The sequence below is a fragment of the Erwinia sp. TECH1 genome (assembly GCF_054057575.1).
The window spans coordinates 4,169,833-4,183,209 of sequence record NZ_JBSRZK010000001.1; the positions used below are offsets into that span (position 1 = coordinate 4,169,833).

Consider the following 13,377-nt stretch of genomic DNA (forward strand, 5'->3'; position numbering starts at 1 on the left):
AAGGAAATGGAATTATGGCTATCCCAGCTTATCTGTGGCTAAAAGATGATGGCGGCTCAGCTATCAGAGGTTCTGTAGACGTAAAGGATCGTGACGGCAGTATTGAGGTAAATGGATTCTCGCATAATCTGCGCCTTCCTACTGATGGGATGACAGGAAAAATTACCGGCACAAGAAGACATTCTGCTGTCCTCATCCAAAAGGATTTCGACTCCTCTTCACCCTACCTCTACAAAGCCGTTGCTACAGGTCAAACCCTCAACTCAGCAGAGTTCAAGTGGTATCACATCAATGATGCTGGTCAAGAAGTGGAGTACTTCAACATCCTACTGGAAGACGTAAAAATCGTTGGAGTATCACCAGTGATGCATGACACGAAGGATCCTACTAAAGAAAAACATAACCATCTTGAGTGCGTAGAGCTTCGTTATGAAAAAATCACCTGGAAGCATTGCGACGGCAATCTGATGTTTGCAGATAGCTGGAACGAGAGGCTACAGGCGTGAGATACCCAGCGTTAGCAGCTTCACCACATCCGCCATGGGATGCATCTTCTTTTGCTCCTCCCGGAGTAAATATTATTAATAATATGATGATAGCCAGATTTCATCATGGGCCATCAGCGCTCACTTATATATGGTTTTATCATCAGGTGAAAAATCATGGCCCCTGGGATTATAAAAATCAAAGCGGCAAACAATATGCAAACTTTGGAAACTTCCATTACGGTGCTGTAGGCCACGCAGCTGGTATTGCTGATGAAGTGTTATTAAGAGCAGCGGGAGCAGCACAAATCCTTGCAGGCACCAGCTCACCGGCTTTTTCTGATTATCCGGGCCCTGACTCATACGGCGATGATCCGGAAGATCAAACATGGATAAGAGCAGGGATAGACTATGCGAAGCGCACGGGATTTTAAGAAGCGGTATGTTATAGCGGTATTACTACTGGCGATCGTCGCATACGGCATTCTGAAGGTAGCGAATTTTTCGCCTTTCGAAGAGTCAGTTATACAGCGGCAACAGATCAACTCTACTACTACGCTGTACGTAACGGAAGGCAGCGCTGGCGCTACTACAAAAAACGTTTATCAATATTATCTCGTTCCTTCTGAGGTAGCGGAAAGCGATTTCTTAAAACAGGCGGGCGATAAATATAAGTCATTTTTGTCTACCTCTGACGAAAGCGTCAAAATGCAGATAAACAGCAGCGCCATCCATCTCTCTGTTAAGGGAGACGTCTATCGTTTCACTAACGTGGCCAGCTACTCGACCACTATTTATCTGACATCCTCACCTTTCTGAAAGCGGCTTGTCGTTCTTAACGTCTACCCTGACCTTTATCATCAGCCACAAAGAAACCTTATGACCGCCGCTCCCAAATATTCCAACTTCCCGACTCCTCCTTTCTTAGCCTATTCCACAGCCGTCACCGCCGCAGAAGCCACTGCCGTAACCAGCCCTTCCCTTTATCCGCAGCCTTTTGCGGCACTTGCCGACCAACACATCAAGCATCGCCCTGGCGATTGGCCTCAGCAACTTTGGCGTTAACCTTACGCGCATTTTGCCTGGCGGCTGTCGGCGCTGCGGCATTCGCATACAAAGCAGGATGAGTTTATCTATATCCTTTCCGGGCACCCGGTGCCGATCGCTGGCGAAACGAAACTGGCACCCGGCATGTGTGCGGGTGTGAAAGTGGGAACGGGCAATGTGCATCAGCTGATGAATCCGGGCAGCGAGGAGGCACATTATCTGGAGGTTCCGCTGGCGACAGCGTCAGCTATCCTGATGACGACCTACAGTTAGTCATGACAGAAGATAGCAAGCCGCAGTTTCAACATAAAGATGAAACGCCTTACTGAATAAGCAGTTCCAGGACTACTCTTAAAGCCGGGTTTGCCGAGCCGGGCTGTCGCCCGATACGGAACTCCAGGCTAATCCCGCAGTCCCACTGTGGAGATCGGTGCGCGCCGGGAACAGGTCGTGCCGGACAATTTAAAGAAGGTATAAAAATGAAAGCAACAACCAAGATAGCGTTGGCATTAACGGTTTCATCTTCCCTGTTCGCTGGCGTGGCTTCGGCCGCAAGCTGGCAGGATCAGCTCAGCAATGCTGCCAACACGCTGAGCCAGAACAATGCTAACTCTGCATCAACTACCACGCAGAATAACGGTATGTCGCTGGGTGCGCTGGCCGGCCTGCTGAACGGCGGCAATCAGCAGCTCAGCGCTAACAGCATGACCAATGCCGCAGGCGTGTTGCAGTACTGCGTGCAGAACAATGTGGTAAATAACAATGTGAGTTCTGTAAAGGATCAGCTGCTGAGCAAGCTGGGCCTGACCGACACGGCGAAAGCACAGGAAACTACCGACTATAAACAAGGTCTGATGGGCCTGTTGAATACCGGCAGCGATCAGCAGGTGAACCTGAAAAGTCTGGGCAACACCGAATTAGGCAAGAAGGTGAAAACCAAAGCCTGCGATCTGGTGTTGAAACAAAGCAAGCAGTTTATCTCCTAGGCCATTATCACCAAGCCTCTGCGCCAAGGACGGTGCAGATGCCTCCACTCTCTGCACAGACAGATCAACCGATTAGCGAAAGCGTCCTGTCGTGCTCAAAGCAGAAGCTGCTCCTTACTTCAGCCCAAAAGCTACAGCGACTCATTCACCACGCCAAAATCACAGCCGCCCGCTGGTTACGCTCGTAAACCAGACCGAAGCTACAGCAGAACACTAGCTACCCTTGCAGACAATGCCGAACGTTCCCGCTTGCAGACAATGCCAAAAGCCTCATCGGCCTCACTTATAAACCACATCAAACCCACAACCGTTCACCAGCCAGACTTTCAGGCCGCGTCAAAGTCACAATAGCCCAAAGACCAGGCTTATAAACCACGTCAAAGCCACAACAGCCCACTGACCAAACTTATAAACCACGCCAAAGCCACAGCCGTCCCCCGATCAATCCTACAGGCCACGCCAAACCTTGAAGTGGCGGGAACACGAGCGGGTTAGTAAAGCGTCCTGCGCCATGGACGGCGCAGGCCGAGCTGTCAGGGACGACGCTTTTTGCGTCTTTACGATCCGATCGGGTTCCCGGCACATTCCCCGATTTCACAGAAAACAGGCTCTTTTCTTACAGAGCGCTCCAGGCACCACAGAAAACCGGCCCTTTTCTTACAGAGCACTCCGTGCACCACAGAAATCCGCCCCTTTCCCTGACGCACTCTCCGCACCACAAAAATTCGCCCTGTCTCCGTTTCTAAACACGCTCCCCACACAAACTCCTCACACAAAAACGCGGCCCACAGCAAACCGCTTCTTCCATACACGCCTCCGGCCTTCGAAGTCCCCGTCTTGCCTACTTCACTATCAGCTTAATGCCCAGCGCGGCCATCACGCTGCCGCCGATACGGTCGAACGTCGCCTTATAGCGCAAATAGGTATTACGCGGCCCGCTGGAGGACAGCGCCCAGGCCACAAAGGCATACCACAGGCCATCCACCAGCATCGACACCACCGGCAGCGCCACGTACATCGCTGGCGTAATGTGGCTCGGCAGCAGCGCGGCAAAAATCCCGGCAAACACCACCGCCGTTTTAGGGTTACTGATTTGCGTAATAAAAGCGGTTAAAAAGGCACGGCGAAAGCTTTTCCCCATGCTGCCGCTGTTCTCCATATGCAGCGGCTCACGCGCGTGGCGGAACATCTTAAACGCCATCCACAGCAGATAAAGCCCTCCGCCGGTCCTCAGCACCAGCCACAGCCACGGCACCGCCGCCAGCAGCGTATGCAGGCCCATTAGCGCAATTAATGAAATCACTATCGAGCCGATGCCCATTCCCAGCGCCGCGCCCATGCCTGCACGTCGCGAAGACGCCACCGCCGTACGCGCCACCATAATAAAACTCGGGCCAGGGCTCATGGCACCCAGCGCCAGCGCGCCGCCAATCGTGGCTACTGCAATAATGTTCGCATCCATCTTTTTTCCTCGCCGCAAAAATAAATAAATTACAGAAGTTTGCTGCGGCTGCCACCTTCCCTTTACGCTTTTTTCCGCAGCGCGGCAGTTTGCATCTCCGGGCACCAGCCTGCATTATCGTTAACCGCCAACAGTTAACTTTTTCTGTAGTGAGAAAACGATGCATGATCTAACGAAGCTGCTGATAGAGCGGGATACGCAGCAGCACAAGGCCGAGCTGGAAAAGCTGCGCGAGGAAAACCTTCGCCTGCTGCAACAGGTCAGCGACAAAATTGATAACGCTGAAGCAAAAATCACCGAAAGCGCCATCAACAAAACCCTGTCGGTGCTGGATAACACCCGCAAATGGATTTTGGGCATGTTCGCCGTTTTCGCTACCGTGCTGACGCTGGCGGGCTTTGTCGGTATCTCCGGCGTAAGCAGCAAAATGACGGCTATCGTTACCGATAAGGTGAACGGCTGGCTGCGCTTTGACGATGAAAACAGCGGCGGTTATCGGGTTATGGATGAGCTGCGCACCAGCGCCCTGCTCGACTCGCTGACGCTACGCTTTGCCAGAGACAATGCCCGTGGCGGCGGCAGCCAGCCCCATCTTAACGCCGCTGAAACACAGCGCCTGATGGCCATCATCCTCAATCCCGCCTCCGACGATTATCAGTTCAGAGACGCGCTGCATCTGATTATCGCCAGCCGGGGCATATTTGGTCGGGTAATGGCGGATGACACGGGCAAAAAGATTGCCGATATCCTCGGTAACAATGCATTCAACAATGATAAAAAAGTGGCCGTGCTGGAGGCGATGAAAGCGGAACGCTCGCTTTATCCGTTGACGCTGCAAATGCTGGACGATCGCAGTGGCCGCTATGACGAAAGTATTCTGACCGATGCTTTCACCAACGTGCGGCAGTTTGACGAGCAACGCGCGCGCCAGTTTGCCGAAGCGAACCTGAACACCTTTAAGTCACCTCGTAACCGTGTTGAGCTGGCCAGCTACCTCATTGATATCGGTGCCGACGGCCCTGAGATCGATAAGCTGATCGCCGAGCTGCGTCGGCAGCAGCAGGCACAGCAGCAGCAGGAAAGCTATGTCTGGTCTGGTTATTATCCTTCGCTGATTTTCGCCCGCATCGAACACGGGCTGAAAGCTGCCGCGCCGGATGTTCCCGCGCTGGCGCGATTTATCTCCACGCAAATGGATAAGGGTTTGCAGCTGGCCCTTTCCGATTTTAGCAACGGCAAACCCTATCTCCACTTCTCTCTGGATAAAACCAGCAGCGCCGTTAAGCAGCCGGAAAGTCTGTTCGGCAACGCTGCGCTGGTGGACGCCATCGTCAAAGCGCAGCCGCTGACCGCGGGCCGCCTGCAAAAAGTCAGTGATTTTTTCCAGACAACCGATCGCGGCCTGTGGGTAACCACGCTGATGATGACGCCAGCGGCCACCACCCAACTGATCCTCGCCGACGGCCGGAAAGCGCAGGGTGATGAGATTCTGGATCGCGTCTGGCTGCGCGTGGAGGAAAAAGCGGGCCAGCCGGCGCTGATTGCCAGCTGGCGGGAGAAAACCGGCAGCGTACACGAAGGCATCGTCACCGATATCGTCAACGGCGAACAGGCGCATTTCCTCGTCGATTTTAACAGCTGGCAGTTAAGCAACTACACCTGGAAAACCGATCCCATTGAAGAGCTATACTGAGGCCCGACTAAAACCGCCTCGTTTAATTTTTGCTAAATCCGCCCGGGAGCAGGCAAGCTTTTATGAATAAAGAAACCGAACTGGCGCAAGCCAAACGTCTGCCGCTGCTGCTGTTATGCTTCGCGGCGCTGCTGTTTATCGCCACCGTGCTTTATCCCCTCTGGCGGCCGACGAACCTGTGGATCGGCGCTTTAAAAGCCGTGTCGGAAGCGGCGATGGTCGGCGCGCTGGCGGACTGGTTCGCGGTCAGTGCGCTGTTCAGGCGCGTGCCGATCCCGCTGGTTGGCCGCCATACCGCGATTGTGCCGCGCAACAAGGATCGCATTGCCGATAACCTGGCGCTGTTCGTGCAGGATAAGTTCCTGAACACCGATTCGCTGTTGACGTTAATCCGCCGTCACGATCCGGCGCAGATCATCGCCCGCTGGCTGAGCGAACCGGCTAACGCCGCCCGCATCAGCGGCTATTTGCTGAAAGTCGTGCGCGGCTTTCTCGATCTGGCTGACGACTCGCGTATCCAGGCGTTTATGCGGCGCGCTATCCACAAGGCTATTGATAAGGTCGATCTGACGCAGTCGGCGGCGCTGGTGCTGGAGAGCCTGACCAAAAACAATCGTCATCAGGCACTGCTGGACGACGCCATCAGCCAGCTGCTGCATCTGATCAACAAGCCAGGCACGCACGAGTTTATTGCGCAGCAGGTGATGCGCTGGCTGAAGCGCGAGCATCCTATTAAAGAGAAGATGCTGCCGACGGAATGGGTAGGTGAAAAAAGTGCCGAGCTGGCGGCCAACGCGGTGAAATCGATCCTTAACGATATAGAGCAGGACGGCGCGCACGAGCTACGTCAGGGCTTCAATCGTGCGGTACAGCGTCTGATCGAGCGGCTGCGCAGCGATCCGGAGATGCAGCTGAAAGCGGAAGAGATCAAAACTTATCTGAAGCAGGACGAGACGCTGAACAGCTATATCGCGCAGCTGTGGGGCGATTTACGCAGCTGGCTGAAGCAGGATCTGGATAAAGAAGACTCGGTGCTGCACGGCAAAGTCAGCGCTTCCGCACAGTGGCTGGGCGAAACCTTAACCCAGGATGCGCAGCTGCGGGCGTCGCTGAATCAGCATATGGAAGAGGCGGCGATAAGCGTTGCACCAGAGTTCTCGGACTTTTTAAGCCGTCATATCAGCGATACGGTGAAAAGCTGGGATGCGAAGGATATGTCGCACCAGGTAGAGTTAAATATCGGCAAGGATCTGCAGCGCATCCGTATCAACGGCACGGTGGTGGGCGGCGTAATTGGCCTGCTGCTGTGGCTGCTGTCGCAGCTTCCGGCGCTGCTATAACGACAAAGCCCGCGTCTTTCGACGCGGGCTTACATGCCTTTCACTAAAACGTTGTCAGTTTAGCGATTAGTACTTCTTGTCGGCATCGGTCAGTTTATTCGGTGCCAGCTTGTCGTCGGTCAGCTCGTTTTCCCGCAGGTTGGTCTCGGTGCGGGTTACGTCGTTTTTAAGGGCGTTGGTGTTGTGCGTACGATTTTCATTGGTATGCTCAACCTCCACTTCCTGACGACGCACGCTGTCTTTCACGGTTTCGACGCGAGCGGTCTCTTCGCCGCGCAGGCCCACTTCTTCTTTAATACGCGCGGTTTTCGCAACGGTTGGGATCTCATGAGATTCCTCAACTTCGATGGTTTTTTCTGACCAGTCCACGTCGTTCAGATAGGCTGGCTCATCCACCGCGTGACGGAAGACTTCTGCGTGCTGGTCGTACAGCGAAACATCTTCCGAGACTTCATCTTCTACGGTGAAACGACGCAGGCGTACGGAACCATCATTAATCTGGCGTTTGCCGATATCCACCTGCTCTTCCGCCAGCTTCAGCGAATCGCGGTCGGTTTCAGAAACGGCAAGGTCGGTGCGGTCACGATTAAGCAGTGAATCCTGTTCGTTACGCAGCGAATCGCGTTCGTTAAGCAGCGTATCGTCTGCCAGCGTGCCGGTGGTGCCGGTATTGGACAGCGGCGCGGTAGTGGTATTCAGCGCACCCGTCTGGTCACCGGTAAGCAGGCCGCGATCGTTGGTTTCACCCGCATAGTTACGGTTAATCGGGTCGCGATCCGTATGGCTCAGTGAAGAGTAGTCGGCGGCAAAGGCGCTCAACTCCTGTTCAATGTGGTCAGCTTCATCTTTCGGAGCGCGAACCGTCAGCAGCACACCGCCTGAACGGATAGCCTTGCTGTATTCGCTTGCGTAATCATCATCAACGTCATCGCCAAACAGGCGCTGCCAGAAGCTTGGATGACGGATTTCTTTATCTTCTACGCGTAATCTTTCCCCGGAGATGATATCGATGTTTTTCTCTGCAATACCTTCGACGATCAATTTCTGTTTTGCCGCTTCCGCCTGTGAAACTTCATTAAATGCGGTGACGATTTTTTCATGTGACATAAATAGATCCTCGTTAATAGGTTTAAAGTTTCTGCTTCGTAATTTTTACTTCCTGGTTACGCAGAGTGACTTTCTGCTGAAACTCTTCTTTACTGGTATGCTTATGAATATGAATTTCTTCCTTAAGCACCCGCTTAGTGATTATTTCTACCTGCTCTTCAATCACGGGAATAATAAAAACATCCCCTTCCTGACGGATCTCAGCAGAATAATCATCGGCAACCTGATAATTCATAGGAACGTGCTCGATTTCAACATGCTCATGCGTTAGCTCGGTTTCCAGTAATTTCTCTACCTGTTGCGTAGAGCGCGTCAGACTAATCCGACTGTGAACCTTGCGCTGCTTAGAGATGGTAGCCTGCTCTTCAGCAAGCGGCATCGAGACGGCCTCTTTGACTTTTTCAGTAAGCGGCGCGTTTTTATTTCCCATAAAATTAACTCCTGAGATTTAAAGCCCCACAGACTAAAAAATCTTCTTATCCGGCGCCACGTTTTGTTGCACACGCCATTAATAGTAGTAGACTGTTTCGAGACTGCCTCCCCAATTAAGCGGAAAAATGTAACAGATTTTGTAAGCGATTTAATTATATATACATTAACTATTTTTAAATATTGATTGAACTTTTTCTGCTTTATATTGCCTTGCGCACAGGTTACTTATATAAGTGGCAACCCCTTCTTTCTAACAGCATAAAAATACTGGTAAATAATACGTACGCCTCTCTTTTGCGGTGCCGGCACTGAAGGCTGCTGCACGCCGCTGTCTGGGCAATGCTTATGAACCACGGGCCGCGCAGAGATGACAAAACTGACGAAAGACGCAGCACGCTGCCAGCGGAAAGCGCAAAACGGCAGGCAGAAAGCAGCCGGGAAAGCGTTAAGGTCAGCGAAAGCGAGCAGCGATGGCGCCCGTTGAAAGGAAAAAACAGCCACAAAGCCACAACGGCTGACGCACTGAAAAAGCGGCTGAACAGCCACGACGGCTGGTGTGAAAAAAATCGCCAGGAAAGATGCGACAGCTGACAGAAAGGATAAAGCGGCCGAAGAGCCACGACGGCTGCTGTGAAGAAAAACCGCCAGGAAAGCTACGACGGCTGCCAGAAAGGATAAGGCGGCGGAAGAGCCAGGATGTCTGTCGTGCAGATAAAAGAGGCTAAAAGGCTACGACGGCTGGTGCAAAGAAAAGTCCATTGGATAGCTACGACGGCTGGCAGGCAGGAAAGCGGATAAAAAGCGGGGCTGAACCGTGGCCGCAGGCGGAGCACCTGCGGCCGGGAGCGTTAACGGCGCTTCAGCAGCATATAGACGCTGATAGCCATAAAGGCGGCGCTTGGCAGCAGCGCGCCAAGCACTGGCGGAATGTTATATACCAGGCTGAGCGGCCCGAAGATCTGATCCAGCACGTAAAACAGGAAGCCGAAGCTGATGCCCGTGACCACGCGCATCCCCATCGAAACGCTGCGCAGCGGCCCAAAAATAAACGACAGCGCCATCAGCATCATCACCGCCACCGACAGCGGCTGGAAGATCTTGCTCCACATATTCAGCTGATAGCGGCCCGCAACCTGTCCGCTCTGCTTAAGGTATTTGGTGTAGTTATACAGCCCGCTAATCGACAACGCGTCCGGATCCAGCGCCACCACGCCCAGCTTGTCCGGCGTCAGCGAGGTTTTCCATTCGCCGGTCAGGGTCTGGCTGCCCGTAACCTGCTGCGGATTGGTCAGATTAGACTCGTCCACTTCCGACAGATCCCACTGCTTTTTGTCCGTGTTGTATTTGGCAGAAGCCGCATAGCGCACCGTCTGTAAACGGCGCTCCTTGTTAAAGTTGTAGATACTGACGCCGCCCAGCTCGCTGTTGTCCTTCAGGCGTTCGATAAAGATAAAGTTATCGCCATCCTTCGCCCACAGCCCGTTCTGCGTGGAGAGCAGCGAACCGCCCAGCAGCTGCTGCGCACGATAGTTACGCGCCATCTGCTCGCCCTGCGGCGCCACGAACTCGCCGATAGCCATGGTCAGCAGCACCAGCGGGATCGCCGTTTTCATCACCGAAGCGGCAATCTGCATCCGGGTAAAGCCGGAAGCCTGCATCACCACCAGCTCGCTGCGCTGCGCCAGCGCGCCCAGGCCCAGCAGCGCGCCCAGCAGCGCGGCCATAGGGAAGAAGATCTCAATATCTTTTGGCACGCTGAGGATGGTGTAAAGCCCGGCGCCGACCACGGTGTAGTCGCCCTGTCCGGTTTTGCGCAGCTGATCGACAAACTTAATGATGCCGGAGAGCGACACCAGCATAAACAGCGTCGCCATAATGGTGTTGAAAATCGTTTTACCGATATATCTGTCGAGAACGCCAAACATCAGACCGATCCTCCCCGGGTGAAGCGGGCGCGCAGACGGCGCATCGGCACCGTATCCCACAGGTTAAGAAGGATCGCCAGCGCCAGATAGGAGAGGTTCACCACCCACATCCAGATAGCCGGATCGAGACGTCCTTTCGAGCCGCTGGAGCGCAGCGAGCTTTGCAGCAGGAAGAACACCAGATACAGCAGCATCGCGGGAAGCATAGAAAGCACGCGGCCCTGGCGCGGGTTCACCACGCTGAGCGGCACCACCATCAGCGCCATCACCAACACCGAGAACACCAGCGTAAAGCGCCAGTGCAGCTCGCTGCGGAACTCCGGCCTGTCGGAATGGCGCAGCGCGCTGAAGTTCATCTGCTCGGCGTCGTTGGGATCCAGCAGCACTTCCTGATGCCCGACGATGGCCTGATAGTTCTGGAAATCGGTAATGCGGAAATCACGCAGCAGCGCCGTGCCTTCAAAGCGCGTGCCTTTATCCAGCGTCACTATCTGCGAGCCGTCGGCGCGCTGCGTCATATGGCCTTTATCCGCCATCACGACCGAAGGACGCGCGTTGCCTTTAGGCCGCAGCTGCGCCAGGAAGACGTTACCGAAATTGTTGCCCTTCACGTTTTCGATAAACAGCACCGACTGACCGTCGCCCGACTGCTGGAACTGCCCGGCAGCCAGCGCCGCCGCGCCAGGGTTAGCCTTAGCGTTCTTCGTCACCTCATTCTGATAGCGCGCCGACCACGGGCCAAGCCAGGCGACGTTCGCCGCGGCGACCACTGCGGTAAACAGCATCAGCACCATCGCCGCCTTCACCAATACGGCCTTGCTCAGGCCGCAGGCGTGCATCACGGTGATTTCACTCTCGGTGTACAGACGGCCAAGCGTCATCAAAATGGCTAAAAAGAGGCTTAACGGCAAAATGAGCTGCGCCATCTCTGAAACGCCAAGGCCTAACAGTGTCAGAACTAAATTTGTGGGAATTTCGCCATCCGCCGCGGCTCCCAGGATCCTGACTAACTTCTGACAAAAGAAGATCAGTAGCAGAATAAAGAGGATAGCCAGCTGGCTTTTGAGCGTCTCTCTTACCAGATATCTAATGATAATCACGCTGAATACGCCTGTGAAAACTTGTCTTTTTGCAGGAAAATCGATAGTTTCATCGCTTATACGCCATTTTTTCTCATCAATGGCCTCGGTCGTAGCTAAACTAGTATGACAATAATCGCGTTCCGGTGATGCAAAAAAAAACGTTTACCCGATTATTCCTAAGGGGCATCACCCGAACAAAATCTGACGCCCGTAACGCTACACGGCGCGTTGCCCCGGCATTATGCGGTTAACAAGCGCTATATTCTAGCCGCAGCAAGCGCCGTTGTCTTTAAGATTCAGGAGAGTGCATGGAGTTCAGTGTAAAAAGCGGTAGCCCGGAAAAGCAGCGCAGTGCCTGCATTGTGGTAGGCGTGTTTGAGCCGCGCAGGCTGTCACCCATTGCTGAACAGCTGGATAAAATCAGCGACGGCTACATCAGCGCCCTGCTGCGTCGCGGCGAGCTGGAAGGAAAAGTCGGCCAGACGCTGCTGCTGCATCATGTGCCGAATATTCTCTCCGAGCGCATTTTACTGATCGGCTGCGGCAAAGAGCGCGAGCTGGACGAACGTCAGTACAAGCAGGTGATCCAGAAGACAATTAACACCCTGAACGATACCGGCTCGATGGAAGCGGTCTGCTTCCTGACTGAACTGCACGTGAAAGGCCGCAACACTTACTGGAAAGTCCGCCAGGCGGTGGAAACCTCGAAAGAGACGCTTTACAGCTTCGATCAGCTGAAAAGCAACAAAGTCGAACCGCGTCGCCCGCTGCGTAAAATGGTGTTTAATGTGCCGACCCGTCGCGAGCTGACCAGCGGCGAGCGCGCCATCCAGCATGGCCTGGCCGTGGCCGCCGGCGTCAAAGCCGCCAAGGATCTCGGCAATATGCCGCCGAACATCTGCAACGCCGCCTATCTTGCCTCTCAGGCGCGCCAGCTGGCGGACGGCTGGAGCAACGTCACCACGCGCGTGATTGGCGAACAGCAAATGAAAGAGCTGGGCATGAATGCCTATCTCGCCGTCGGCGCCGGTTCGCAGAACGAATCGCTGATGTCGGTGATCGAATACAAAGGTAACCCGGACGCGGACAGCCGTCCTATCGTGCTGGTCGGCAAAGGCGTGACCTTTGACTCCGGCGGCATCTCGATTAAGCCTGGCGAAGCCATGGACGAGATGAAATATGATATGTGCGGCGCGGCCTCCGTTTACGGCGTGATGCGCATGGTGGCCGAGCTGAAACTACCGCTGAACGTGGTTGGCGTGCTGGCGGGCTGTGAAAACATGCCTGGCGGCCGCGCCTATCGTCCCGGCGACGTGCTGACCACTATGTCCGGCCAGACCGTTGAAGTGCTGAATACCGATGCGGAAGGCCGTCTGGTGCTGTGCGACGCGCTGACCTACGTCGAACGTTTCGATCCGGACGTGGTTATCGACGTGGCGACGCTGACCGGCGCCTGCGTGATTGCGCTGGGCCATCACGTCAGCGGCCTGCTGTCGAACCATAACCCGCTGGCGCACGAGCTGATCGGCGCTTCTGAACAGGCGGGCGACCGCGCCTGGCGTCTGCCGATGGCCGACGAATATCAGGAGCAGCTGGATTCTAACTTTGCGGATATGGCAAACATCGGCGGCCGTCCCGGCGGCGCAATCACCGCAGCCTGCTTCCTGGCTCGCTTTACGCGCAAATATAACTGGGCACATCTGGATATCGCCGGTACGGCGTGGCGCTCCGGCAAGGCCAAAGGCGCTACCGGTCGTCCGGTCGCCCTGCTGTCGCAGTTCCTGCTGAACCGCGCCGGTCTGAACGGCGACGACTAAA

At 54.5% G+C, this 13,377-nt stretch carries 14 protein-coding genes; 9 read left to right on the forward strand and 5 right to left on the reverse strand.

Annotated features, from left to right (window positions below):
* The first annotated feature begins 14 nt into the window (after positions 1-14).
* The 5 genes from ACVWZ0_RS19525 (at position 15) to ACVWZ0_RS19545 (ending at position 2,518) form a co-directional block, all read left to right on the forward strand.
* Positions 15-506: an Hcp family type VI secretion system effector gene (locus ACVWZ0_RS19525; protein ID WP_253458053.1), complete on the forward strand. Its 492-nt coding sequence runs from the start codon at positions 15-17 to the stop codon at positions 504-506.
* Positions 503-919 (forward strand): polymorphic toxin type 44 domain-containing protein, encoded by a 417-nt coding sequence (locus ACVWZ0_RS19530; RefSeq protein WP_253458050.1) that lies wholly within the window; start codon positions 503-505, stop codon positions 917-919. The genes ACVWZ0_RS19525 and ACVWZ0_RS19530 overlap by 4 nt, the downstream gene beginning before the upstream one ends.
* Complete coding sequence (locus tag ACVWZ0_RS19535) at positions 897-1,304, forward strand: hypothetical protein (RefSeq protein WP_253458047.1); 408 nt, start codon at positions 897-899, stop codon at positions 1,302-1,304. The genes ACVWZ0_RS19530 and ACVWZ0_RS19535 overlap by 23 nt, the downstream gene beginning before the upstream one ends.
* A gap of 279 nt (positions 1,305-1,583) precedes the next feature.
* The gene (locus tag ACVWZ0_RS19540) at positions 1,584-1,805 is read left to right on the forward strand and encodes a cupin domain-containing protein (protein WP_301289804.1); all 222 of its coding nucleotides are present in this window, start codon (positions 1,584-1,586) and stop codon (positions 1,803-1,805) included.
* Positions 1,806-2,011: 206 nt separating this feature from the next.
* Entirely contained in the window at positions 2,012-2,518 is a 507-nt protein-coding gene (locus tag ACVWZ0_RS19545; RefSeq protein WP_253458044.1) for a DUF2501 domain-containing protein, read from the forward strand.
* An 841-nt stretch (positions 2,519-3,359) separates the two neighbouring features.
* Here the strand turns inward: ACVWZ0_RS19545 and ACVWZ0_RS19550 are convergent.
* A complete protein-coding gene (locus tag ACVWZ0_RS19550) occupies positions 3,360-3,980 on the reverse strand; it encodes a LysE family translocator (protein WP_253458040.1) in 621 nt (206 codons plus the stop codon).
* Between the two features lie 160 nt (positions 3,981-4,140).
* Here ACVWZ0_RS19550 and ACVWZ0_RS19555 point away from each other — a divergent pair, with 160 nt between their 5' ends.
* Both ACVWZ0_RS19555 and ACVWZ0_RS19560 read left to right on the forward strand, forming a co-directional pair.
* On the forward strand, positions 4,141-5,673 hold the full coding sequence (locus ACVWZ0_RS19555; RefSeq protein WP_253458038.1) for a hypothetical protein: 1,533 nt from the start codon (positions 4,141-4,143) through the stop codon (positions 5,671-5,673).
* A 62-nt stretch (positions 5,674-5,735) separates the two neighbouring features.
* Positions 5,736-7,013, forward strand: a complete 1,278-nt coding sequence (locus ACVWZ0_RS19560; protein ID WP_253458035.1) for a DUF445 domain-containing protein — start codon at positions 5,736-5,738, stop codon at positions 7,011-7,013.
* 66 nt (positions 7,014-7,079) lie between these two features.
* Here ACVWZ0_RS19560 and ACVWZ0_RS19565 read toward each other — a convergent pair whose 3' ends face one another.
* A complete protein-coding gene (locus tag ACVWZ0_RS19565) occupies positions 7,080-8,120 on the reverse strand; it encodes a YsnF/AvaK domain-containing protein (protein ID WP_253458032.1) in 1,041 nt (346 codons plus the stop codon).
* A 22-nt stretch (positions 8,121-8,142) separates the two neighbouring features.
* Positions 8,143-8,550 (reverse strand): YsnF/AvaK domain-containing protein, encoded by a 408-nt coding sequence (locus tag ACVWZ0_RS19570; protein WP_253458017.1) that lies wholly within the window; start codon positions 8,548-8,550, stop codon positions 8,143-8,145.
* A gap of 347 nt (positions 8,551-8,897) precedes the next feature.
* On the opposite strand from ACVWZ0_RS19570, the gene ACVWZ0_RS19575 reads away from it, so the two are divergent.
* Positions 8,898-9,143, forward strand: a complete 246-nt coding sequence (locus ACVWZ0_RS19575) for a hypothetical protein (protein ID WP_253458014.1) — start codon at positions 8,898-8,900, stop codon at positions 9,141-9,143.
* A 257-nt stretch (positions 9,144-9,400) separates the two neighbouring features.
* Here the strand turns inward: ACVWZ0_RS19575 and lptG are convergent, their stop codons facing one another.
* The gene (gene lptG, locus ACVWZ0_RS19580; protein WP_253458011.1) at positions 9,401-10,477 is read right to left on the reverse strand and encodes an LPS export ABC transporter permease LptG; all 1,077 of its coding nucleotides are present in this window, start codon (positions 10,475-10,477) and stop codon (positions 9,401-9,403) included.
* Positions 10,477-11,577, reverse strand: coding sequence for an LPS export ABC transporter permease LptF (gene lptF / locus ACVWZ0_RS19585; RefSeq protein WP_253458008.1), 1,101 nt, complete (start codon positions 11,575-11,577; stop codon positions 10,477-10,479). The genes lptG and lptF overlap by 1 nt, the downstream gene beginning before the upstream one ends.
* Before the next feature lie 290 nt (positions 11,578-11,867).
* On the opposite strand from lptF, the gene pepA reads away from it, so the two are divergent.
* Positions 11,868-13,376, forward strand: a complete 1,509-nt coding sequence (gene pepA / locus ACVWZ0_RS19590) for a leucyl aminopeptidase (RefSeq protein WP_253458004.1) — start codon at positions 11,868-11,870, stop codon at positions 13,374-13,376.
* Position 13,377 lies beyond the last annotated feature (1 nt).

What these genes read in the sequence shown, in the direction of transcription:
- ACVWZ0_RS19525 (WP_253458053.1), top strand. Translation starts at nt 15, where the DNA reads ATGGCTATCCCAGCTTATCTGTGGCTAAAAGATGATGGCGGCTCAGCT.
- ACVWZ0_RS19560 (WP_253458035.1), top strand. Translation starts at nt 5,736, where the DNA reads ATGAATAAAGAAACCGAACTGGCGCAAGCCAAACGTCTGCCGCTGCTG.
- ACVWZ0_RS19565 (WP_253458032.1), bottom strand. Translation starts at nt 8,120, where the DNA reads ATGTCACATGAAAAAATCGTCACCGCATTTAATGAAGTTTCACAGGCG.
- ACVWZ0_RS19575 (WP_253458014.1), top strand. Translation starts at nt 8,898, where the DNA reads ATGAACCACGGGCCGCGCAGAGATGACAAAACTGACGAAAGACGCAGC.
- ACVWZ0_RS19535 (WP_253458047.1), top strand. Translation starts at nt 897, where the DNA reads ATGCGAAGCGCACGGGATTTTAAGAAGCGGTATGTTATAGCGGTATTA.
- pepA (WP_253458004.1), top strand. Translation starts at nt 11,868, where the DNA reads ATGGAGTTCAGTGTAAAAAGCGGTAGCCCGGAAAAGCAGCGCAGTGCC.
- lptG (WP_253458011.1), bottom strand. Translation starts at nt 10,477, where the DNA reads ATGTTTGGCGTTCTCGACAGATATATCGGTAAAACGATTTTCAACACC.
- ACVWZ0_RS19550 (WP_253458040.1), bottom strand. Translation starts at nt 3,980, where the DNA reads ATGGATGCGAACATTATTGCAGTAGCCACGATTGGCGGCGCGCTGGCG.
- ACVWZ0_RS19545 (WP_253458044.1), top strand. Translation starts at nt 2,012, where the DNA reads ATGAAAGCAACAACCAAGATAGCGTTGGCATTAACGGTTTCATCTTCC.
- ACVWZ0_RS19570 (WP_253458017.1), bottom strand. Translation starts at nt 8,550, where the DNA reads ATGGGAAATAAAAACGCGCCGCTTACTGAAAAAGTCAAAGAGGCCGTC.
- ACVWZ0_RS19555 (WP_253458038.1), top strand. Translation starts at nt 4,141, where the DNA reads ATGCATGATCTAACGAAGCTGCTGATAGAGCGGGATACGCAGCAGCAC.